The 24,053-nt window shown below is 35.1% G+C and carries 24 protein-coding genes; 15 read left to right on the top strand and 9 right to left on the bottom strand.

The annotated features are described in order from the left end of the window. Positions 1-9 precede the first annotated feature (9 nt). From FNE73_RS08040 to FNE73_RS08030, 3 genes are all read left to right on the top strand, one after another. Entirely contained in the window at positions 10-780 is a 771-nt protein-coding gene (locus FNE73_RS08040; protein WP_072410546.1) for an XRE family transcriptional regulator, read from the top strand. Between the two features lie 115 nt (positions 781-895). Beyond that, a complete protein-coding gene (locus tag FNE73_RS08035; protein WP_072410548.1) occupies positions 896-1,510 on the top strand; it encodes an alpha-ketoglutarate-dependent dioxygenase AlkB family protein in 615 nt (204 codons plus the stop codon). Positions 1,511-1,648: 138 nt separating this feature from the next. Beyond that, entirely contained in the window at positions 1,649-1,924 is a 276-nt protein-coding gene (locus FNE73_RS08030) for a hypothetical protein (RefSeq protein ID WP_072410550.1), read from the top strand. Between the two features lie 73 nt (positions 1,925-1,997). Here the strand turns inward: FNE73_RS08030 and FNE73_RS08025 are convergent, their stop codons facing one another. The 5 genes from FNE73_RS08025 to FNE73_RS08005 all read right to left on the bottom strand — a co-directional run bounded on the left by FNE73_RS08025 (position 1,998) and on the right by FNE73_RS08005 (position 6,942). Beyond that, entirely contained in the window at positions 1,998-2,849 is an 852-nt protein-coding gene (locus FNE73_RS08025) for a hypothetical protein (RefSeq protein ID WP_072410552.1), read from the bottom strand. A 63-nt stretch (positions 2,850-2,912) separates the two neighbouring features. Beyond that, positions 2,913-3,878 (bottom strand): hypothetical protein, encoded by a 966-nt coding sequence (locus FNE73_RS08020; RefSeq protein ID WP_072410554.1) that lies wholly within the window; start codon positions 3,876-3,878, stop codon positions 2,913-2,915. A gap of 296 nt (positions 3,879-4,174) precedes the next feature. Continuing rightward, the gene (locus FNE73_RS08015; RefSeq protein ID WP_072410556.1) at positions 4,175-5,182 is read right to left on the bottom strand and encodes a phage exclusion protein Lit family protein; all 1,008 of its coding nucleotides are present in this window, start codon (positions 5,180-5,182) and stop codon (positions 4,175-4,177) included. A gap of 78 nt (positions 5,183-5,260) precedes the next feature. After that, positions 5,261-5,968 (bottom strand): HEPN domain-containing protein, encoded by a 708-nt coding sequence (locus FNE73_RS08010; protein ID WP_072410558.1) that lies wholly within the window; start codon positions 5,966-5,968, stop codon positions 5,261-5,263. A 545-nt stretch (positions 5,969-6,513) separates the two neighbouring features. Further along, positions 6,514-6,942, bottom strand: a complete 429-nt coding sequence (locus FNE73_RS08005; protein WP_072410560.1) for a transcriptional regulator — start codon at positions 6,940-6,942, stop codon at positions 6,514-6,516. A 640-nt stretch (positions 6,943-7,582) separates the two neighbouring features. Here FNE73_RS08005 and FNE73_RS08000 point away from each other — a divergent pair. The 3 genes from FNE73_RS08000 to FNE73_RS07990 are packed head-to-tail and all read left to right on the top strand — an operon-like array spanning position 7,583 to position 14,471. Beyond that, positions 7,583-10,567 carry a SusC/RagA family TonB-linked outer membrane protein gene (locus FNE73_RS08000; RefSeq protein WP_072410561.1) on the top strand — a complete coding sequence of 995 codons (2,985 nt, stop codon included), beginning with the start codon at positions 7,583-7,585 and terminating at the stop codon, positions 10,565-10,567. Between the two features lie 3 nt (positions 10,568-10,570). Further along, entirely contained in the window at positions 10,571-11,986 is a 1,416-nt protein-coding gene (locus FNE73_RS07995) for a RagB/SusD family nutrient uptake outer membrane protein (RefSeq protein ID WP_072410562.1), read from the top strand. Further along, positions 11,973-14,471: an alpha/beta hydrolase family protein gene (locus tag FNE73_RS07990; protein ID WP_072410563.1), complete on the top strand. Its 2,499-nt coding sequence runs from the start codon at positions 11,973-11,975 to the stop codon at positions 14,469-14,471. Before FNE73_RS07995 ends, FNE73_RS07990 begins: the two co-directional genes overlap by 14 nt. Positions 14,472-14,600: 129 nt before the next feature. Here FNE73_RS07990 and FNE73_RS07985 read toward each other — a convergent pair whose 3' ends face one another. The 4 genes from FNE73_RS07985 to FNE73_RS07975 are packed head-to-tail and all read right to left on the bottom strand — an operon-like array spanning position 14,601 to position 16,862. Then, entirely contained in the window at positions 14,601-14,861 is a 261-nt protein-coding gene (locus FNE73_RS07985; protein ID WP_072410564.1) for a DUF6520 family protein, read from the bottom strand. 24 nt (positions 14,862-14,885) lie between these two features. Continuing rightward, positions 14,886-16,400 (bottom strand): DoxX family protein, encoded by a 1,515-nt coding sequence (locus FNE73_RS07980; RefSeq protein WP_072410565.1) that lies wholly within the window; start codon positions 16,398-16,400, stop codon positions 14,886-14,888. Between the two features lie 11 nt (positions 16,401-16,411). Further along, positions 16,412-16,576, bottom strand: coding sequence for a hypothetical protein (locus FNE73_RS16725; protein WP_159745729.1), 165 nt, complete (start codon positions 16,574-16,576; stop codon positions 16,412-16,414). Positions 16,577-16,610: 34 nt separating this feature from the next. Continuing rightward, positions 16,611-16,862, bottom strand: a complete 252-nt coding sequence (locus FNE73_RS07975) for a hypothetical protein (protein ID WP_139255475.1) — start codon at positions 16,860-16,862, stop codon at positions 16,611-16,613. A 324-nt stretch (positions 16,863-17,186) separates the two neighbouring features. Here FNE73_RS07975 and FNE73_RS07970 point away from each other — a divergent pair, with 324 nt between their 5' ends. The 9 genes from FNE73_RS07970 to FNE73_RS16965 all read left to right on the top strand — a co-directional run bounded on the left by FNE73_RS07970 (position 17,187) and on the right by FNE73_RS16965 (position 23,941). Beyond that, positions 17,187-18,827 carry a helix-turn-helix domain-containing protein gene (locus FNE73_RS07970; RefSeq protein ID WP_185147316.1) on the top strand — a complete coding sequence of 547 codons (1,641 nt, stop codon included), beginning with the start codon at positions 17,187-17,189 and terminating at the stop codon, positions 18,825-18,827. 51 nt (positions 18,828-18,878) lie between these two features. Further along, positions 18,879-19,724, top strand: a complete 846-nt coding sequence (locus FNE73_RS07965; protein WP_072410568.1) for an RteC domain-containing protein — start codon at positions 18,879-18,881, stop codon at positions 19,722-19,724. A 603-nt stretch (positions 19,725-20,327) separates the two neighbouring features. Beyond that, positions 20,328-20,591, top strand: a complete 264-nt coding sequence (locus tag FNE73_RS07960) for a helix-turn-helix domain-containing protein (RefSeq protein WP_072410569.1) — start codon at positions 20,328-20,330, stop codon at positions 20,589-20,591. Between the two features lie 16 nt (positions 20,592-20,607). Further along, positions 20,608-21,150: a hypothetical protein gene (locus FNE73_RS07955; RefSeq protein WP_072410570.1), complete on the top strand. Its 543-nt coding sequence runs from the start codon at positions 20,608-20,610 to the stop codon at positions 21,148-21,150. Positions 21,151-21,156: 6 nt separating this feature from the next. After that, positions 21,157-21,408: a DUF3853 family protein gene (locus FNE73_RS07950; protein ID WP_072410572.1), complete on the top strand. Its 252-nt coding sequence runs from the start codon at positions 21,157-21,159 to the stop codon at positions 21,406-21,408. Positions 21,409-21,410: 2 nt separating this feature from the next. After that, positions 21,411-22,163, top strand: coding sequence for a hypothetical protein (locus tag FNE73_RS07945; RefSeq protein WP_102980527.1), 753 nt, complete (start codon positions 21,411-21,413; stop codon positions 22,161-22,163). Between the two features lie 47 nt (positions 22,164-22,210). Further along, complete coding sequence (locus FNE73_RS07940) at positions 22,211-22,417, top strand: hypothetical protein (RefSeq protein ID WP_072410574.1); 207 nt, start codon at positions 22,211-22,213, stop codon at positions 22,415-22,417. An 82-nt stretch (positions 22,418-22,499) separates the two neighbouring features. Further along, a complete protein-coding gene (locus FNE73_RS07935) occupies positions 22,500-23,630 on the top strand; it encodes a hypothetical protein (RefSeq protein WP_143884141.1) in 1,131 nt (376 codons plus the stop codon). A gap of 176 nt (positions 23,631-23,806) precedes the next feature. Next, positions 23,807-23,941 carry a hypothetical protein gene (locus FNE73_RS16965; protein WP_262711336.1) on the top strand — a complete coding sequence of 45 codons (135 nt, stop codon included), beginning with the start codon at positions 23,807-23,809 and terminating at the stop codon, positions 23,939-23,941. The last annotated feature ends 112 nt before the right edge of the window (positions 23,942-24,053 follow it).

The raw sequence follows: 24,053 nt of genomic DNA, 5'->3' as shown, positions 1-24,053 counted from the left end.
ATTATGACAATGTCAATTTTTGCAGATAACATCGTGTTTTTAAGAGGTAAGAAAAATCTAACGCAGCAGAAGCTGGCGGATGAACTCATTCTTACCAGATCGAGATATGTTTCTTATGAGTATGAAAAGGCAGAACCGCCAATTGATGTGTTGATAAGGATCTCCAAATATTACAATATCAGCATTGATCTTTTAGTTACTGTTGACATTCGAAAATATCCAATTGATGATATTTTGAATCTGCCCAATAATCGGGTAGTCTTACCTATTGTTGTGGATAAGGATGGTAATAATTACATTGAGATCGTTCCACAAAAAGTTTCAATGGGTTATTTGAAAGGCTTCAATGATCCTGGCTATATTGAAAAACTTATGAGGATTCTTCTGCCATTTTTAAAAAATGGAAAATACAGAGGCTTTCTGGCAGACGGCGATTCAATGCCACCTTTTGCCGATCAATCTATAATTATCGGAGAATATGTTGAAAAACTGGATGACCTTAAACCTGATAAGGATTATGTTTTTGTGACTAAGGAAGGTATCACTTATAAGACATTTTTAAAGAGAAATAAAAAATCAATTATGGTAGCAGCTGATAATTTATTTTATGAACCTTATGACATTGCATTAGGGGATATAGTTGAAATATGGAGTTATGTAATGGGAATTTTACCTAAAGACTATAAACCTTTAATGCCGGATTATGCCAATTTAAAAATGATGATTGGGGATTTGAAGACCACGATTCTTAACCTGGAAAATAAGGTTTCTAGTTTTTAAACATAGTCTGTTAATTAAAGACCTTCCCAAAAAGAAAATTAAAAACACAAATGATAAAAAAATATCCCATAGAAATGGGATAGCATAAAGAAAAATATTTTAAAAGAAAATTGCAATGGGCCAGCTGACTTTATTTGATACTGAAGAATTTTACGAATTTCCAAAAGACCTTTTGGAATATAAAGAAAATTTCTTGAGCAGGGAAGAGGCGGATCGATTGAAAGACCATCTGTTTAAAACGGCTCCATGGGAACAACGTACCCAGAAAATGTATGATAAGACAGTCATAACCCCACGACTAACCGCCTGGTATGGTAATGACAAAAAATCTTACGAATCGGCTGATAATAATACTTCAAGTACCAATCCCTGGACTCCGGAGTTGCTGGCATTAAAAGAAAGAATTGAACAAGAATTTGGTTGTAGGTTCAATGGGGTTCTATTAAACCTTTATCGTGACCAAAATGATTCAGTAGCTTGGCACAGAGATAAGGAAAGCAGATATGGAAAAAGACCTGTTATTGCATCTATCAGCCTTGGACAGACCAGAAACTTTGATTTCAGAAAAAAAGACCATCATCAGAGCAAATACAGTCTGCCACTTCCAAACGGTTCATTACTGATTATGAAAGGGGATTTACAGGAAAACTGGGAACATCGGATTGCCAAATCTACTATACCAATGAAAGAACGAATTAATCTGACATTTCGAATGATTCGTGAAAGTTAATATATATATAATTACTGGCCTTGTCAAAATAGGATTGGATTTAATAAATAATTTGTAGCAATATTAAAAATTACATCTTATGCAATATTTCGCTTTATATTTCTATCTTTAGTTTCATATATTAATCATTAGATGTGAATGAAAACAATTGATTGGTCACGTTTCAATTCTGATATTTTTACGCATTTTTGTAATGCGTTACTATCTTTTGAATTTGGAAATAAGTTTATACCTTTCAGTGCACCAGGTAACTACTTAATTACCTTATTTAAACCTCCTTTAACAAATAATTCGCCTCATCTTGAACTCAAAGTTTTCAGTCAACTCATTGTTGAAAAATTAAATTTGTTTGTGAAAAAAATAATTACAACTTTAATTGGTGAAGTCTCCGCTAATACTAATTTGCCATTTTGAAATAATTACTATTTCAATATAAATTGTTGTAAGATTATTTTTCTGGTTGTAAGGAAAGTATTAGGCTTAAATTTTATAAATCATGATCAATAATAATCTCCCTTAGTTTATCAGTTATATTGAATTTCGTATGTTCAAATGAAAGGTCTTGAAAAAGTTGTATTATTAATTCAGTTACAAAATCAATTTTTACTGCAACTAGAAAGCCTTTATCTTTATGATTCTCGGTCATAATTCCAACAAGATAATATTTAGAAATTCCGTTTTCATCTTTATCGTTAAAATCAGGAACATGCCAGAGGCCACTACCACTAATCCCTTTCAATTCTTTTGTTATCTGTGGTAAATTAGAATTTAGAGGTATTACTTTTCTTTTATACTTGACCAAAATAAAATTATCTCTATTGAAACCAAATTTTTCATACGTTTTTTGATCAACTGTTTCAGTAATAAATTTAACAGGAATTGGTTTAAATTCAGCTTTACCAGCAACTTTCTTAACGCCGCTTACAGGATATCCAGAAATGAAATAATATCCTTCATCATCTAATATATGATTTGTACTGATCTGTTCTGGAGTAATAAATTTCCATTGTTGATCATCAAAGTGTTTGTTCATACGTGGGGAAAACTTAAAAAGAGAAAAGTCTATATCATCAGATTGATTACCATCTTGAAAAGTTGTAGCTAGTACTCCATTTAAATTCAAAACCTTAGTTCCCCCTGACGGAACTATCAAACCTTTCCAGTCTTGTATATTTAAAAGATGCCCAGCGCTAATTAAATATCTGGATTTTTGTGTTTTTAAATAAATTCCACAACCAACGGGTTTAGCCGAGGGGGGTGCAGGTGTCAGGATTACTGGGGTATGGTTAAGAATTGCATTATTTATGCTCGGGAATAGTTTAATAAGGTCTTTATTCATATCAATTATAATAATAACATTCGCATTATTTAACTTAAAATTTGTGAGTAAAAGTTATTTTAATCAAATTCTTTCTACTGCAATAAAATCTCTTTCTTCTCCAAGTTTCCCCCCTTTTATGATTCCTTGATTGTAGATTAAAGAAATCGGATCACAAAAAGCGTATAAAATTACAGAATGATAATCAGTATTAACAAGATCATTATTTTGAGGAAAAGAGTGGTAAAGAATTTTATTGTAGTGGGGCTGCAGATGTTTGATTAATGCTTTCTCTGCATCTAGTGAAACCGTCTTGTCACTAGGAAGTTTATAATTTAGGATAAAGTCAGCCATTTCTTCCGGTGTAGCCTCTTTACCCCAGCTAACAATACTATTATTATCGCATATTCTCATAAGCAACACCATAATCTCATTGGACGGAATGTTACCAAAACTAAAAGGAGTTTCATTGATTAATATTTCCTGAAAAGTTGAATGATTTGATAATCTTTTGCAAATATTCTGCTCTGTTGATTTGCCGACGTAGTGTATTTTATAATTGAGCATATCTTGATAATCATCTGAAAATTGAGCATAAAGATTTCCTTTCCAATGATGATAAAAAAGTTTATCAGGAGAAAACCAAACTGCCAATTCGCTCTTTTGCGTTAATACATCCCTCTCCAAAATGGAAAATGCTTGGATTCCATCAAAAGGGTATTGAATTTGTTTTTCTAAAGTATTTCTCCTGTCATGTGTTCGAAGCTGTATTTCTTTTTTAAAATCTAGTTTAAAACTTTCTTGATTTAAAGGTAGTTCACAGGCAATAATCTTGCTAATACCTTCCTGATGAATTTCAAATTTTAGTATACGCTTGTTCGAGAAAGAGAATTTATGAAATGTGATCTCCTTTCTTTGTACAATAATATATAAGTGACTGTCAATAACATTTTTATAGAAGTTTTTGTCACGAGTTAATAGACTTAGATGGTAAGCACTAATAGCAGAATAACCCAATTCGATATCGTTATATAAAATCCCTTTTTGCATATTTAATTTAAGAAGTTTTCGTTTATTAGTTATAATTTGTGATTTTGTGATTTAAAATGTATACTAAAAACTTTATACAAAAAAGTTATAGATTCTTATAATGCTTATATGAAATTTTAAAAATATTACTCTTTTATGTAATTGAAATCCTTTATGAATTTTACGTTTTAAAATATCTTATAACATTAGATTATGCTTACTATTTGAACGTCTTTTGTTACAAACAAGTAGTCCAGATTTAAAAATAATCAAAGTTTAATACCTAAAATGGACTTCGTTACAAGCAGAAAGTTCTTTTACTTTAAGATATTCCTAGATTTTATTTGTTCAACAATACTATAATATTCTTCTTTGTAAGATGTTGGATTTTCTAACCAATTAAAATTATGACCGAACTGATTATCCCAAAATTTTAATCCAACACAAGCAATACCCCAAATCTCATGAGAATCATGAAAATTAAACATCTCGAGTATATTTGTTAGTCTATCTTCAGAATTTGGATGCTGTTTTCCTTCTGTCGTGGCTTTGAAAAAAAACATTGATAAAACACCGATTACCGCTCCAACACTAACAACAGTTTTTTTCGCAATTTCAAAAGGACTTTGAACATCACTTAGCCCTGCCTTAATACTCTCAATAGCTTTACTGTCTGCCTCAATCTCATATTCTAAATAATGACTATCAGTAGTCTCAGAAGTTATTTTGTCAAAATGCAATTCTAAATGAATGATCTCATGACAAAAAATAAATTTTACAGCTTCAGTGTAAAAACCATTAGTCTGTTCAATATATAATCTGTTTTCGGCTAAAAATCTCTCAGGATTTGGTAGAATATCTTTTTCCCAAGGCGTATAATCAACAATCAAATGTTTAGCATAGTTGAACATTTCGTATGCAAGCTGTTTGTTCTCTTCTTTTATTGGATATACTTCTCGATTATGTAATTTGTTGTACTTTGGGAAATCTATTTCTTCCAAGTAGATTACATAAATTGAATAAGTTATACACCATATGTAAGATAAAAAGGTTTCATGAATTGTTATTTGTTTAGTATGAAGATTTGCATAAGGAGTTCTAAATCTGCCGTTCTCAATCATTATTGGTTCTTCCCCAAATTCAAAATTTAATTCTGAATTAAATTTTCCCTCCCTTATAAGTTTTTGTAAATTTAAAAAAAAATCTTTATTGGTATTATTGAACATAAACACAATCATATAATGTAAAACCCTAATTGGTTGTGTACCAAAATCAGTATTTTTGTGATGATCAATGATTCCAAATTTTTGTGTTAGCCAATTCATCTTTGAATCTATTATTAAATTTTAATAAAATTTTATTTTTAAAACCAAATCTATGATGTAAGTCGAGTACATGCTTAACTATGTTTGACTGTATTTTTCATTTTCCCATTTAATGACATTTAATTGTGATAGGCATATCTTTACAGATTTGATGAAAATATCTAGTTTTAATATGATAGGATTATTTATTGAAAAATATTCGATAGGATCACCGACTTCAGTACTTGAATATCTGTAACTATCTAGACTATATTTTGTGCATAAACAAGAATTTAAAAACAACATTCTCATTATTGTTGCACCTACATTTAACTGATTAAAGAAATCCGAAGCCATTTTGTTGTAATACGCATTTTCCTCTATAGAAAGTAATGATTCCTTTTCTTCAAAATTTTTATCAACAATATAATTTTTAAAATTCTGAAAAGATGATATATTGCTATCTAAATCATACAAATTTCTTGTGCTTTTTTCAATTTCGGACAAAGTATTATTCACAAGTTGTTCATCTGTTAGCTGCTTTATGATCGATGCAAAGTTATCAATTCCCTGACCACCAAATATGTTTTCTTTTTCATCTAAAATCTTAAAAACTTTTATAGGATTATGGCTGATTTTTCGTCTTAAATCATCAGTGTCAATAACTCCTATTCTTAAGCCAAGATATTTTACTGCTTTTTCGACTGCTTGATGATAAAAATATATTGCATTACTGTATATTTTGTTATTAAAAAGCAACTCTGCAGTATTAATATCATTTCGAGCTATTTGTAATAAATCGTTCATGGTTATGTCTTTCAAATATTAGTAAGTAAATATAAATATTTATTAATAGTTAAAATATGTTTTTAAGGCTAACAGATTTGTAATCTTAGCTATTTAAACTATAATTATCTGCAACTTTTCTTTTTGAAAGGAGTCCAAAAAAAGTCCTCGAATAAATCGGGGACTAAAAACTAATAACCATGAAACTCAGATTAACTGGGGATCATTGCAAATATATAAATTTACATTAAAAGAAATGGTTTTAAAATAGCAATCAATCTAATGTTTATATATTCTTCAGTACCAATAAGAGTTTTAATTAGTCAGTTTTCTTTCTATGAATTTACTATTGCCTCAATATTGGCAATGTAATATTGCTTTTACTAAAGAAGAATTTATAAAATCTTCAACAAAAAATAATATAAAATTTACACTGTACCGATTATACATCTTCTATGTAGAAGTGGATTATGACGATCAGGACAATAAATAGTAAATCATAGCAACTTTATAAATGCTAGAAACTAAAAGGGATAATTTCAAATTTTCAAAACAAACTGCTGTTATCAGTTTTTTCTACTTCTTCGGTTATTATGTAGTTTAACTTCGTCTTCGGTTAATACCCTTTTTTCAAGTATGACATAGTTTTTAATTACCTTACCATTCTTGTCAAAATCAACGGTGTCATTTTTCCTTCTATTTACTTGAATTCGCAATAAAACAAGATCATTACTTAAAATTTTTTCAGGTAAGAGTTTAGTATAAGAACTTAATCCCAAAGCCTTCGCAGCAAGATGCAACTTTCTAATGTTATAACGAGCGTTCGAGCCGAAATTTTCAACTTTACCTACATAACCATCTGCAAAACCCATTCTTTGTGATAGCTCTACCTGAGATATGTATTTGTCCGCTCTTCCTCTGTATTCCCTAATTATATCAATCATAAAGAGATCAAGCTCAGATATAATAATTTCAACAATTTTACCGTCCACCATTTTTAATATTTCCCCCCAATTACAACAATATTTAAAAAATACACACATCCATATTTGGATGTATTGGATTTTATATTTATATTTGCTTTTTACGTTATAATACGTAATTTTGCGATACTTCAAAGAATTATAGAAGCTATTGCTTAGAACCTCGTACTAGAAAATCGCCAATTTTCAAAACAATGCAACGAGACCATAAGTAAAGTAGCTCACGCTTCGGCGTGGGCTCACTTACGGAGTTTGTTGCAAGGTGTTTGGCGATACCTCTAGTACAAGCGATGATGTAGTGAGTTCCACGCTGTTTTTATTCCAATGCTGTTCGTTCGCTCTACATTCTAAGCCGCTTCCACAAAATACAGTATCAGACTGCACGATACAATGGGGAGTACAATCCATTGCGGCCTTACAGCTTTGACGGGACACAATTTCATTCATATTATTTCAAGATGTGCTGGGGCAGGAGGTTTTGCTATGTCCTTACTGAAGCTTCCTCCCAAGCATCATCAAATAGAAACGCTAAAAACATATTCAAGAAACAGAAAGTGTAACGTAACCATAGAAAAACAAAAGCCCTTTCCACAAAAGTTGACTGCTAGCGTAGGAAAGAGCAAAGTCTAACGAATTAAACCTATTCAAAAGTATGAAAAAAAACTTTTGCAGCCTAAGTCATCTTCAATTGGCTTTTGGCTTCACCTTGCTCGTCTCCGGCGTAGCAATAGGGCAGATGCGCACCATTACAGGCACTGTCACAGAAAATAACCAGCCACTCAAAGGCGTTTCCGTATTCCAGGAGGGTAGTAATGAAGTGGCTGTGACCAATGCATCAGGCGTTTACCGTGTTCAGGTATCGGGAGAAAACCCGATAATCATTTACCGCCATCCGGACTATCCCGAAAGAAAAATCACTTTAGGCAGCAGGATAACCGTCAATATCTCATTAGGTAAAGAAAAAGAAATTGAGGAAGTTGTTCTCAATGCAGGTTATTATAAGGTCAAAGACAAAGAAAGAACAGGAAGCATTGCCAAGATCTCAGCCAAAGACATCGAAAATCAACCAGTAACAAACATTCTTGCTTCTGCACAGGGCAGAATGGCAGGTGTCAGCATTACCCAAAACTCGGGAACCGCAGGCGGAGGATTCGATGTCCAGATCAGAGGAAAGAACAGCCTTCGTCCTGAAGGAAATTATCCTCTTTATATTGTTGACGGCGTTCCCTTGAATTCGCAATCCAATGCGCTTACCTCACTTTCGGTTGGTATTCTATCAAAAGGAGAGGCAAGCCCGCTTAACTCCATCAATCCAAATGATATTGAGAGTATGGAGGTATTGAAAGATGCCGATGCGACAGCAATATACGGTTCAAGAGGTGCTAACGGCGTTGTGATCATTACTACAAAAAAGGGAAGTTTCCGCAAGGCTTCACTTGAATTTACAATGAATACGACCATTTCCAAAGTGAATCAATTTATTGAAATGGCGAATACTTCACAATACCTGCAGTTGAGGAAGGATGCTTTTAAAAACGATAATATTTCTGCATATCCTGTAACGGCATATGATCTCAATGGCAAATGGAATCAGTCACGGGAAATAGACTGGTACAAAACTTTTATCGGAGATACATTCCTTAGCCAACAGCAACAGCTTTCATATTCAGGTGGAAATTCACAGAATCAATACCATTTAGGAATCCATCATCAGGAACAGGGCACAGCTTTCGGAAATGGGATGGGCTATAAAAGATCGGGGTTCAATTTAAGCAATACCTATTCTACGGAAGACAGAAAGCTGAAAATCAGCCCGACCATTTATTATACGGTTCAGGACAATACTCTGAATGATGCCGATCTGACAAGGCAGATTCTCCTTGCACCGAATGCACCAGTCTTGTACAATCCGAATGGTCAGCTGAATTGGGAAAACAACACATTTGCCAATCCACTCGCAAAGCTTGAAAATAAGTACAGTTCAAAGATCAAAACCCTGACATCTAATATGAATGTTGATTATCAGGTGTTTGAAGATTGGTCACTAAAGCTCAATGCCGGATACACGCTTACGGAGCAGAATGAATCCCGTCTCAATCCGTCGACTGCGTTTAATCCGTCCACCGGAGCCAACAGCAGTACATCAATGAGATACGATGGAGTCGTTGTACGAGACAGCTGGATCATTGAACCACAGCTTCACTGGAATAAAAAATGGACTCATCATAAGTTAAGTGCATTGGCAGGAATGACCGTAGAGGAAAGGAAGGATCGGATCCTGCGTCTTCAGGGAAACGATTTTTCTTCCAATGACCTTATCGGTAATCTTTCCAATGCCAAAGTACAAAAGGTTCTGGACGATAATGAAGTACAATACCGTTACAATGCCTTTTTCGGGAGGTTTAATTATGATTATTCGGGAAAATATATTGTGAACTTAACTGCCAGAAGGGATGGTTCAAGCCGATTTGGTCCGCAGAAAAGATTTGCCAACTTTGGAGCGGTAGGAGCAGCGTGGATCTTTTCGAAAGAGTCTTTTCTGGAAAACACTTCGTGGCTGAACTTCGGAAAACTGAGAATGAGCTTAGGAACTGCCGGAAGCGATTTGATCGGGGACTACCAATTTATGGATACCTATACCACCACCACCCAGATCTATGATGGTGTTTCGGGAATATACCCGTCGAGGCTTTTCAATCCTAATTTCAGTTGGGAAAAGACAACAAAGATGGAAACAGCATTGGAATTAGGCCTGTTCAAAGATAAGGTCAACCTGACCGTGGCATATTACCAAAACCGATCATCCAATCAGCTGGTAGGTCTACCTTTGGCAGCCACCACAGGGTTTTTAACCGTGCAGAGCAATTTTCCTGCAAAGGTGCAGAACGCAGGTGCGGAAGCAGAGTTGAATGTCAATCTTATCCGTAAGAAAGACTTCCGATGGTCAGTCGCAGCCAATCTAACGGTTCCCCGAACGAAACTCCTCGAATTTGAAAACATTGAATCCACCTCTTATGCAACGATGTACGAGGTTGGGCGTTCAATGAATATTAAAAAGGTGTATGAGTTAAAAGGTGTAAATCCGGATACTGGTGTATATGAGTTCAGTGATCTGAACGGTGACGGGAAGATCGATCTGAATGACAGGATCAAAGTAGTTGATATTGGAATGAAATTCTTCGGAGGGCTCAGCAGCCAAATCAACTATAAGAACTGGTCATTTGCCTTTTTGATCCAAGGAGTTAAACAACGGCAATACAGCCTGGATTACAGCATTTCACTCTTGGGTATTATGTCCAACGTCCCTTCTTATATGCTAGACTACTGGACACCCGAAAACAGGGATGCACGTTATCAGCGTCCCGGCACAGGAACCAATTCCGATGTGACCCGTGCTCATTCCCTATACCAAAGCAGTGATGCGGTCATTGTTGACGCTTCATTTATCAGGCTCAACAATGTTCAGCTAAGTTATAAGATTCCATTAAAAGAAGGTCTCATTCGCGACCTTACATTACAGGCACAGGCGCAGAACCTTTTCACGATCACAGGATACAAAGGTTTGGATCCCGAAGTTGCCGGCTTTTACCTGCCTTCCATTAAATCGTACTCATTAAGTGCCACCCTTAAATTTTAAGTTATGAAAACAGAAACAAACTATATCAAGAAACATATCGGCAAAAAGCTGTTTGTAGTTGGAGCAGTAGCGGTATTGATCTCCTCAGTCGGCTGTGAGAAATTCCTCGAAGTGGATGAACCTCAGAATCAGATCTCTCAAAGCATGGTGTTTAAAGACAAGAAACTGGCGTATGCGGCACTTTCCGATGTTTATTCCAACCTGCGAAGTAATACTCTGCTGAATGGAGGACTAGCGGGTGTGGGAACATTAATGGGGTGCTATACCGATGAGCTGACCTCTGTGAGCAATCAGCCTGTCGATTTCAGAAGCTTTTACGAATTAGGTGTTCAGCCCAATACCCCTACGGTCAATACCCTTTGGGTCAATTCGTACAAACAGATCTATGCTGTGAACAGCATCATCGAAGGGGTTTTGCGGAGTGTTGCCTACCTTGATGAGAGTACGATGCTTCAGATCTTAGGGGAAGCCTATTTTATCAGGGGATTGCTTCATTTCTATATGGTCGAACTGTATGGTGATATTCCTTATGTTTCAACGACTGATTACAATATCAATCAATCGGTATCAAGAATGTCTGTTAGCGAAGTGTACTTAAGAATCGAGGAGGATCTGAGAAAGGCTGAAACCATGTTAACTGATACCTATCCAAGTGCTAACCGCACCCATATCAACCGTTCAGGGCTAAGGCTTTCCCTCGCAAGACTATACCTGTATCAAAACAAATGGTCAGAAGCGAGGAATTATGCATCACTGGTCATTCAGAATCCTGCGTATTCCGTGGAACAGGACCTCAGCAAAACATTTTTAAAAGATTCGAAAAGTGCCGTTTGGCAGTTTATGCCAGTAGATGCAGGGATCAACACTTTAGAAGGTCAGTATTATACATTTTTGACTCTTCCGCCAGCCAATGTGGTCCTGTCGCAGAGCCTTCTTAATTCTTTTGAAGCCGGAGATCAGAGAAAAGTACAGTGGACAAAGAAATTGTCCAATTCCCAAGTGAGCTATTCCCACGCTTACAAGTACAAGCAGTACAATAAAACCTCGACCACATCATTGGAATATTCGGTGGTACTACGAATTGAAGAAGCATATCTTATTCTTGCGGAATCAGAAAATGAACTGGGGAACACAGGGTCAGCACTTATTGCAGTCAACAAATTGCGAACCCGTGCCGGACTAACTGCACTGAGTGGACTTTCTCAACAACAGCTCAGAACGGCGATCTTGGATGAGAGACGTCACGAACTGTTTACAGAGTACGGACACCGCTTTTTTGACCTGAAAAGAAAAGGCTTGTTAGATAATACCCTATCTCCATTAAAGCCGGCTTGGCAAAACTTCCGAAAACTGCTGCCTTTACCGGAAAGAGAACTATTTGCCAACCCAAAACTAAATCCGCAAAATGAGGGATACTAATATCAGAAAAGTAGGAAGGAAAGTAAAGGCTCTTTCAATGATCGCTTTGATGATCCTCCCAATCAGTTTCTTCAAAGCCCAGCAGCGATTTGCACCTGATACTTTTAAGCAGTGGTACCAACTGGGTAACATATCCGTCAGCGATTACGGGAAATACAGCTATTTTATACGAAAGTATGATGACAGGAAAAGAGATGCTGTACTGTTAAATAATGTGACTGGCGAGAAAATAGTAAGCGGTCTGGCGGTGAAAAGCGGCTTCGGTCGCGATTTTTTTATTGCGTTGGATTCAAACGGAGTATTGGATGTCATCAACCTGAAAAATGAAAAGCGTTTAAAAATAGATCAAGTCAAAGATTTTTACATTTCTGAAAATAGTAACAGTTGTTACTTGTTAATGAATGATGGACAACTCAATATGATGAAAGCTGACCAGTTAAAATATGTTCAGATTGCAAAAAATATCGGCAGACTTGAGATATCTTCGGATAAGAAATGGATGCTGGCGATGTCTGATCAGAGTTCTCTTCTTATAGAACTAGAAACTGGAATTAGAAGGAATCTAGGGTTGGTCGATAAATCTAATTTCGTTCGGTGGAATCTAATTTCGTCGACTGCAAAATTTGATATTCTGATTACAACGGGAAATAATTATAAAATGGTCACGTATGATAAGAACGGAATTTTGATCAAAGAAATTGATGTTAAAAATCCCGGAAAGGAATACAGACTTACAGGATTCACGGATAGTGGTCAATTGATTGCCATACGATCGAGGTCTGCAAAAAAATTGCAGGACAGCATTGAGGTTTGGAAAACGGATGATCTGGCACTCGGAGCCAATCTTAACAAACGCGAGGGTCAGTCTTTCGATGCATTAATTATTGCTCCGGTTAAGAAAACAACAGTTTCTTTTCCATATACGGAAGGCGTAACAGATGTAATGCTGGTCTTCGGTGATCAATACTTGCTCGAAGTGATGGCTTATGCCAATGAAAATTTTACGGATGAACATTTGATACCGGGCATCAGGCTTAAAAATCTCAGCAGTGGTGTAGTGGAATTCTCAGTTCAGCGGTCTCCATCATATATTCCGACCAAAACAGGAAAACTTTTCTATTTTGAAGGGAAAGACTGGTGGATGTATGATCCGGTGCTGAAAGTCAAACGAAATCTAACAGCAGAAATTGATGACCAGTTTTTTTCATACAACAGGCAGAATATTAAATCAACCTTACCCATAGGCGATCTTCATTTTTCCGAAGATCAGCAAACCGCATATGTAACAGGTAAAAATAATATCTGGAAAATGGATACGGGAACGGGCAGATTTACCAATCTTACACAGTCAAAAGACAAAAATATTTCTTTTGGGATCTTAAACAGGTCTTCCGAGCTGATAGAAAAAATGAAATGGACAGAGTTTAATACTATCAAAGAAGACTGGCTGTTAATAAAAACATTGCATCAAGATCAATTACAGGAAGGTCTTATCGTTGTGAGGAACAAAAAAATAACAGTCATAGAAGGACCTCAAATTATACAGATCGACAATGTGGTGATCGAAGATAATTGTATTTCCTATACCATAGAAAACTCAAGACTTCCGCAGGAATTAAAGATGTACGATCTCAAAAAGAAAAAGTTAAAATCAGTTTATTCTTCAAATGAGAGCAATCTGACAAGTATGGCACTGCCTGCCTCAGATTTGATCTATTTTACGGACAAGCACGGAAACGAAACTTACACTGCGGTGATTCTACCACCGGATTATGACCCTGCTAAAAAATATCCTGCGATTGTACGTGTTTATGAAAATACAGCTTCGTCGGTAAAGAAATTTCTCTCGCCATCATTTTATAATCAGCCCGGATTCAACAGATCGTTGGTAGCAATGGACGGCTATATCGTTATTATGCCCAGAATATTCTATCAGATCAATAAACCCGGAGAGTCTGCATTAGAAGCGGTGGAAGATGCTGTGAATAAAACCGCAGAAAAATACAGCATTGATAGAAATAGACTAGGTATAATCGGCGAGTCTTTTGGCGGGTTTGAGGTCAATTATATCATAGCCAATACAAAGATGTTTCGAGCAGCTGTAAGTGGTGTGTCGCTTTCAGATATTACGGCATCGTACTTTTCGATGAGTAAAAAATACCTTCGTCCCGATATTTGGCGGTATACGGATCAGAGCTTCAGGTTTTCGGGGAATTTTTATGAGCTGAAAGATGTTTACATCAAGCAAAATCCGGTTTTTCATGCCGACCGTATTGATACCCCTTTGTTGATATGGACAGGAAAAGAAGACAACCACGTTGACTGGGAACAAAGCGTTGCGATGTTTATTGCATTGAAAGGCCTGGCAAAACCAGCAGAACTTATACTGTTTCCGAAAGACGGTCACGCTTTGCAGAGACCATCAAATCAGATACAGGCAACAATTAAAATAGGAGAGTGGTTTAATAAGTACCTGAAAAAGTAGATATTACTATAATGTTCTTAATAAATACGCAGCCCAAAAGGACTGCGTATTTATTTTTGTAAGGATATTGATCAATTTCAAAATCCTAAACAAAAGAAAGGCTGCCTTTTGTGAGACAGCCAGATTGATTTAAGGTTTGAATAATTGCTCAGGGCAGCTCGTTCCCTGAAGTTCAAAAAGCTGGTTTCCTACTGTGTCCTCACATATGAAAGGAGTAGCAACGTCTGAACATGCGACATGCATGTTTTCACAGGTTGGATTTTCCGGATCAGACTCATCGATTCTGTATCCGTCAACAATTGCTTTGTCAGCTGTTTTAAAACTTTGTGTGACAAAAGCTGCACCTGAACCCATAAGGATCACAAATGCGGGTAAAATGAATTTTTTCATAATAAAAGTATTAAATGATTGTGCTTACTCTTTTTTCAGGTTTTCAGCTTTCCCTGTCTGAAAATGTTTCGATACTGACTGCGCATATCTGTATCTCACAATTTCATTTTCTGTAATGGTATAGAAGTATTTTTGTGTTGCAAGCATCTGGCTCATTCCTGAATTGTTTTTGTTGCTGATATAAAAACTACCGAAATATTCCTGTTTACTGATATTATACATATCAACGACACTGGATTTCTTCCAGAGTTTCTGCGACTCAAATTTACCTTTGATGTTAGATTGGTTAAAAAGGACATCGTCGTAAGCAGAAGCATTAACATTGACGATCACTGGCGGCGCTGCCATTTTGCGATGACCATTCTGCTTGGTTACAATCTTAAGTTTCGTGCTGTTTAAAGTATCAATCGTTTTAAGATGTTGAAGTCCTGAGAAATCAGGGTTGCTTACACTAAAAGTATTTTTGTAATAATGGATAAATATTAATTTGTCTGCATCTGAACTGTACAGTAATTTTCCATCTGTTGAAAAGACTCCGTCTCCGTCCGATAAGATCATATCATTATTGATGACCACACTTTTGGAATCTTTTATTTTCAGAAGCCCTAAAACATGCTTGTCGCTTTTTGAGCTTTTTGCTCTGAAAACAATTGATGTGCTATCGGGAACCACATAGTCATTAAAATAAACATCTTTAAAACTGTAAACATTCAAGGCTGAACTTCCTAATTTTGCCCGGTAGATAATTGGTGCGCTTCCGTCAGCCAGATAAACGAAAGGAAATCGTACGACCATCTTCAGATTTTTAAGAATGAGTTTGCTCTTTGGAGGAACAAGCTGATACTGCTGAATTGTATTAAAGCTATTATCTACGATGCTGAGCGTAAAGGGCGAAGTATAATTTCCGAGATAGATATATCCATTATGTTCACCTGCAAAATAATACGAATTGACTTTAAGATCCAGCTTGTTTTCTTCAATAACGGGATGGATCAGAAATCTTCTTGTAAAATTATTTTCTTTCTTAATGATGTGCTCAGACGAAAAAAATAATACAACAATAAACAGACAGCTCAGTAAATTGGAAATCAATAACAAAAAAACACTTCGTCCCAGTCCATTGGTCTTATTTCTTTCATGTAAGATAACAGATGCTGCACCAAGTACAACACAAGAAATATTAAAAATGAGATGTTCGGTCCATCCCAGATCTTCAAGTATGCCACCGCAAGAACATGGAACAAAATCACTGTAATTCAGAATCAGATAGATATAGATCGTAAAGGCGGACATCAAAGCTGTTGCCGCATAGAGAGCAGAAATCCTTGTTCTTTCAAATATCAGGAGTATAGAAATTAAGATCTCAACAATGATGACGGAATAAGAAACTATTCCTGCGTAAGCACTTAACAATGGTGACTGACCAATTTGGATTTGAAAATTCTCAAAATCCATTAATTTACTGATACTCGCATAGCAGAAGAGTAGTATAAAAAAATAGCGCACGAATTCTACAAATCTTGTTCTGATGGTTTTCATAGTTCTGTTATTTATCCTTTTCTGACTAAAATCCATTTGACGTTTTTACCGCAGTAGGCGGGCATTACTTCGCCTTTTGAAACATAAACTACAGTGCTTATACTTCCTTCAATTTCCCATTCTCCACTTACGGTACATTTCTTTCCTGTATTTAAGATGACTTTCTGATTTTCCATTTTTGAAACTGTATCAGTTGAGCAGAAATCATCCTTACCAGATCGTATCCTGCACTATCCTCCAGTGCTGCTTATCCTTTTTCGGTTCATCGTCATCACCTGTATCCATATTGTCAGAACCTTTTTCTTCTGCAATGCCATTTTGAATCCTTGCAGATTCTTTATTGCTTTGAACTTTCATATTTTGTTGTTTCTGTTCTGTTGTATTTAAATCAGACTCAGATCTTTCACAAGACTGCATAAAGAATGCAGTCATTAGACTTAAAAGTGAGATATACTTTTTCATTTTTTTAACAATGGTTTTAAAGTTATCCCGGCCGGTTTTTGATATTGATTAGAATTCTGATGTCGAAATTAGGAGGGTTAGGGAATTAAAAAAACTATTGTTGCATCAATTGATACATTAAATGTAACTATTGATCAATTCTACCAACAAAATTAAGGTGTATCGTATTGGTAATCAGTTAGTTGTTTTGAGTGTAAAGTTTGAACAAGCGTTTGATTGTGGATTTTTTGTTAAATTTGTATATATCTTATCATAATGCATTATTATAATGGAGTTTTAACGCTATTATTCACTTTGTTTGTGTTTATGACACAAGGTCAAGAGATGCAGCAACAATCTTACAAGGAGATTTCCCGATTGATTGATTCTTATTCTGAGAATGATGAAAGGGCAATGGTTTTTGTCAAAATGTACATTGACAAAGCAAAAAATGACCATAACCTTAAAAAACTGATCCGAGGTTACGAAGAAGCCATCTATTATAGCAAAAAAACCAGCAGGAAATTATCTTACGCTGACAGTGCCATTATCACTGCAACCAAATCAAACGACCAGGATCAGATCGCAAGAGCCTACGCAGGAAAAGGAATTATTTATTACTATAATCTAAGACAATATAAAAAAGCTTTAGAAGAATATTTGATAGCATTCAAATATTCAAAAAATTCAAAAGATGGTTACCTTAAAAATAAGATTATCTATCATTTGGGAATGATCAAAAGCTATTTGGGATACTATAAATATGCAGCCGTACATTTTGAAGAGACAGCTGATTTTTTTGAAAAAAATGCCAAAGAGAGTTTAGATCGGAACATTAGGTTCAATAATGAATCAGGTTATTTTAACAGTATTTATCGCTTAAGCACTTGTTATAGAAATCTAAAATTATATAATAAGGAAGACTCCCTCATAAATATTGGGCTGGAAAGGCTTCATAACAACAGCGAGCAGGTGATTGAGTTTGGGTACTTCCAGAAAGGAAAGGGAGTGCAGTTACTTAGAAAGGGAAAAGCAGATGAAGCATTGAAGCACTTTAAAGTGTCTCAAGATATTCTGAGCAGCAATCAGGATTACGCTTCATTGACGAGCGTCTATTTTTATATAGGGAAACTATATAGATCAAAGGGAAACAAAGCTGAATCGTTAAAATATTTTAATAAAGTTGATTCGCTGGTCAATAAATTTTGGTTTATTACCCCTGAGATCAGATCAAGTTACCTGTATCTGATCGGTGATGCTAAAAAAAATAGGAATTCTGAACGGAAGATTTATTACTCGGACCAGTTGTTAAAGGCCGACTCAATTATTAATGCTGACTTTGTGATGCTCACGGACAAAATTTATAGCGATTATGATACGGACAATTTAATAGAAGAGAAGAAGCAGATGATCAGAGGTCATCAAGTTATTTTATATTCTTCCATTGGTGCGGGACTGGTAATCTTGTTTTTTTTAATTTGGAGGTTCAGGAAAAGAGAAAAGGAATTGAATGCCAGGTATCAGGAAGTGCTTGAAAAATTAAATACCTCAAAAGAAACCATTAGTTTCGACGTCATACCACCCGCTTCATCTGATGAAAACAGTTTAGACTTATACAGTTCAGAAATTATCGAGGACATCAAAACAAATCTAAAGATTTTTGAAGACGAAAAACAATTTCTTCAGCAGAATTTAACACTTGACATTGTTGCCAAAATGATAGGAAGCAACCGCACCCATTTATCGCATGTACTCAATGTACACTTTGATGTAACATTTCCAACATACCTTAAAGCTTTAAGAATCAGATATATAACCAATTTGCTTGTAGAGGATACTAAATATCTTAGTTATAAAATTGAAACACTCGCAAAAATATGCGGGATGGCGAACAGGCAGATCTTCTCAGCACACTTTCTCGAGATCAACAGTATCAGGCCTAGAGATTTTATCAGAATGAGACAGGAAGAATTAAAGAAGACCTGACTTTTTTATTTTTTAGCCCGATTTTTACGTTAACAATAAATTGAAAAACGTATGAACGGACAAAATTTTAAAAAAAAAGTTGATCAACTTTGGAAAAATCTTACAACAGCAGTATATCAGATCAACAGAAGTGAGAATGATATTGTGATTCGGGCAGAAGAAATTCTGATGGAAACAGACGCTTCTATAAGACAATTGAAAGACCTATTGCGCCAATATCAATTTCCGGACTGGAGTAACGAAATATATTTCTTTAAAAATACCAAACCGCAGTTCGTAGCAGTTTATATTTACTACTCCAAAGTGTTAGCTTTAGAAGCCTCAAAACCCTATGCTGATTCGCAGTCGTTAAGATCGTATTATGAAAATGAGAGATCCAATCTTTTATATTTCTATAATGAGCAAAGAGAATTCATCAGTTATTATCGTCGTAAATCGACATACTTGGACAAAAAATATTTCGTTCGGTTCAAATTTGATTTTAAATTGAAGCTCAGTCCTGAACTGTATAGTTATGATGAGGAATTTTCCACTTCCCACGACCATATTGTGTCTCAAATAATGGCAAATGATCTTTTAGAACAATATTTAACAAATAAAATTGATTCAAACGACAGTAAAGAAAACTCTATTGACCATATTAAGAATCTGGAATGGACAGCCCCGAAAGTTGCCCTTATTGAGCTGTTGTATGCACTTCATCAAACGAAGTGTTTTAATGGAGGTCATTCAGATCTGGCGGAAATTTTCCGCTGGGCAGAAAATTCATTAAATATTAGTTTAGGGAATTATCATAAAACACTCAGCGAAATCAGGTTAAGAAAAACGGATAGAACTAAATTTTTGTCATTGCTTCAGCAAAATTTTAATCAGTATTTGGATGACTTAGACCTGTAAGGAGAACAATTAGTTTCTACACAAAATTCTCCAATTTCAAATAAGACCATCTTCTATTTCACCATTAAAAACATATAATACTTTAAGCTGCCTTAATATTGACGGACTATTAATTCAGAGTCCTTAAAGTTTATAATTTCAACAATTGACTTATGAAATAGCATATCATAGGACTTGTAATTGTAAATCTTTCGGTAGTATCGATAAGCTACCGAAAGATCTTCTGTGTGATTTATTCATAGAGCAGCTTTCTATACACCATTATCAGCGAGATTGCTACTTAGATGATCTTTAAAAGTATTTCAAGCTAATTTGAATTCGATCAAGATAATTCTTAAAAATGTCGGGAAAACTATAGTCTTAATGGCAAGAAATAAAAAATTTATATAAATATTGAATGATAATCCAATAAAAGTGTTGCTTATCGCAATGGATGGGATGTTTATTTTACAATTTCAAAAAAAATCAGTTTAATCACCATTAACCATTGATCTAAAACTCAGTATTCAAAGGATGTACAGGAGAATCTTTCGGTAGTACCGAGAAACTACCGAAAGATATAAAGCGTGATTTTGAAATTTTGTCGAACAAAATAATTGACAAATGGCAATATCTATTATCACCAAAGAAGACCTTCAGCAATTCAAAATTGAACTATTGGAAGGCATTGAAATATTACTCAAGGGTAAGACGACAGAGCAAAAATTATGGCTTCGGAGTTCTGAGGTCAAGAAGCTTCTTAATATATCTTCAGGAACCTTACAAAATCTGAGGGTCAACGGAACATTATCGTACAGCAAGATAGGGGGCTCCTTGTATTATAATTATAAAGACATCCAAAAATTACTCACGGATAAAAAACATTAATTTTTAATACGGAATTATGAAGAATAATAAAAATATCATCGGCTTTTTTGAGCGTGTTATTGAAGATGAGCGATTGTATCCCTCTCATATAAGTATGTATGTGTCTCTTTTCCAGTTCTGGAGTTTGAACCGGTTTCAGAATCCTTTTCGGATCAGCAGGGAAGATGTGATGAAGTTAAGTAAGATCAGGTCAATCGCTACCTACCATAAATGCATCAGAGAACTTTATCGCGCAGGATTTATACGTTATTCACCAAGTTATAACTCATACAAAGGAAGCTTGGTCGAGATCATTGATTTTGACACTGAAAAAGCAGGTGAAAAAAAAATATCTCAAAATCAAAATTTCTTACTACAAGATGAGATTCGGTTTTTAGTTCCGGTGTTCAATGAAGTTGAGTTATATTTTACTGAGCGGGATCTTCCATCTGCTGAAGCAGATCGTTTTTTCTCTTTTTATCGATCTAAAAACTGGAAATTGAGTAATGAGAAACCAATGAAATGCTGGCAGGCTGCTGCGAGGAATTGGATCTCTGAATTGAAAAAATCTATAAATTAAGAACAAATGAAGAATATAGATCCCAAAACTCCGATATGGCGACTAACTGTTGAAGAATTTTTGGAGGTTTCCAAAGAAATTAATTCGGAAAAAAAATATGAATATGGATTGAAAGGTCTGGCGAAAATGCTGGGATGTTCTATTTCGAAAGCCTCGGAAATAAAATCTTCAGGACTGTTAGATGACGCCATCATTCAAAAAGGAAACATTATCATAATTGATAAGGAAAAGGCATTAGCGCTTTTTGCACAAAAATAAAGATGCATTACCTTGAATTAGTGCAGCGGTTTTGGGATTTTAACCAAAAAACATCAATTGGAACAACGGGAATTTCAATGTACTTGTACCTGCTGAAAATTGGTTCTGACAATGACTCTTGTGATTTTCAAATTTCTGATGTTGTCATAAGCATAGAATTAGGAGTCACTCGAAAAACGGTAAAATCCACTAAAGAAAAACTCCGGAATTTAGGATTAATTCAATACCAAACAACAAGCGGACTTGCGTGTAAATACAGGTTAATAGAAGATTATCCTTCACATATTTCTAGCCCTGAAATTGTGCATAAAGAAGAAATTGGAAAGGACGAATCTATTCAAAAAATAGTAGAATTCGGAGTTTCATTACTTACAGGTCGTCCCGTTCAAAATCTTTCTGAAAACACCAATGATCAGGAAATTGAAAGCCATTTATCGCAATCGATACAATCCTTACAACCACAACCAACAACTCAAAAAGGTAACAATGAAAATATTCCTTCTTTGGAAGAATTTATGACGTATGCGGAAACATTAAAAATTTACGCTGCTGAGTTAGATTCTGAAATACAATCGAAATATGAAAACTGGAAAAACAATGGCTGGAAAAATAGTTCTGATAGACCCATTACCAATTGGAAATCTTCATTGAAAAGTACGTTACCTTTTATGAAAGGTCAAATGGAAAGTCATCAACTTTCACTTCAATCCATTCCGGATATAAAACGTCCAAAATCACAAAACGGCAACCTTTGAAAGCTCGGCAAATGTCTACGATAAAAATCCACTAAAAAAATTGAATTATGACACTATCAGATTTAAAACCCGGTCAAAAAGTAACCATTAACGGAATGCTTGCCGAGTACAAAGGAATTCAAAAAGTGAAGATCCCAAATTTCGGTAAAATCGAGAAAAGGGTCTTTCAAGGTGAAGGAATTAATATTTACAAATATTACAGTATTGCGGACGGTACTAAAACGCTCGAAAGCGAGATAATCAAGTTGATATAAAATTACAAATCGATTTTAATCAATTTAGAATATAAGGAAGGAAAATAAAGACTGAAATTTTAAACCAAATTGAAGCATTATTATGGCTGTACCGGAAAAGGATTTACGGTTGATCCGCAAGAATTTTGAAAGTAATAATGAAGTAAGTCCTGAGAGAATTCGGTTGGGAAACCATTTCGTGGACGATTTTATTTTCGAAGGTCACGAGGCTGCGGATATTCCCATCAATGCTCTTAGGGTGATATTTAATATTGTTTCTACCATCAGTAATGAGCAATTTCGTCCGGAAGACCGACCTAAGCAACTCTCCTTGTTTGATGAGGAGTTTGAAACCGAGAACAATATTTTCGCTTCCTTAAAAATCAGGAATAGCAAAATTTCGCCAAGCGGTTCTACTAAGCAAGTGGTAGATGCTTACGAATTTCTTACGAAATTCAAAATGAGCTGGTACAAATCCACTAATTCCAAAGGCAAGGAAATCAAAACTTTTGGAGGACTAATTTCTATACCTAGTTATGACCAGAGAGGTTACACCACGTTTTTAATCAGCAGTTATTGGCTTAAAAAACTAATGGTTATTCCGGAATATAATTACGTTTTGTACAATTTGGTGTACAATATCAGGAACAATAAGCATATTATTTTCGCTATCTGGCTTGCAAAGCTACCTGAAAACGGAGCCTTTTTAAAACTCTCAACACTGAACAAGAAATTTGGATTGAAGTATAAAACTTCCAAGGATTTTTGTTTCAAATTTTTAAAACCTGCAAGAATCAGTTTGAATAGATTTAATACGCTTTCCTTCAATTACAAGTACAGAGGCGATGCAATCTTTATTATTCCTTATTTCACTAAAACCATTTTGAACAACAATTCATCTCAAACCACAAGAGAACATTTGGAACCAAGCGAAGCGTATCTTGACCATAGGGAAAAAATTGCCCAGAGATTAAGTTACATCAGAAAAAGATATGGTCTGCACGAAAATGAAATGCTCCAGTTTTCCCATCAATACAGAAACGTTCCACAAACCAGAGTTTTGATAGAAATGGCATTCAAAGAATTTATCCGAACGGCTCGATTGAAAGAAATTAAATCTACGGAATTTCAAGGAAAATTATTTCTGAATGAAATTCAGGAACATCTCATACAGATTTATCGGCGTACAAAAATGGGAGAATTATTACCAAATGGTTATCCGATAATTATTTGAATTCGGAATTGCGCTCACCCGCAATTCGGAATTGCGGTCACTGAAGTTAAGAAAATGTTAAAATTCCGAAACTTTTGATTGAGATTTCGGAATTGCGCTCACTCCGAAATTCAAAACCCACTAGAAATATGGATAATCATAAAAAAATGTGGATAACTACGAGTATAATATTAAAAATGAATGAAAATAGAAAGTTGAATTCGGAATTGCACTCACCCGAAAACTGTTGTTTTTTCGGAATTGCGGTCACTCTACTTTCGGAATTGCGCTCACTGGAATTCGGAATTGCGCTCACCGAAAAAGTGCCTTAAAACCTTTGCTATAAGAGGATGCAATGCCTCATTAAAAGTATATTAAAAGTAGTTAAAAAGTCTTTTTTTATTAAAAAGGAAAATGTGGATAAAAAATTTGCTTTAAAAAAGA

The sequence above is a fragment of the Chryseobacterium binzhouense genome (assembly GCF_007474545.1).
GTDB lineage: Bacteria > Bacteroidota > Bacteroidia > Flavobacteriales > Weeksellaceae > Chryseobacterium > Chryseobacterium binzhouense.
This window is presented reverse-complemented; position numbering and strand designations above follow the sequence as displayed.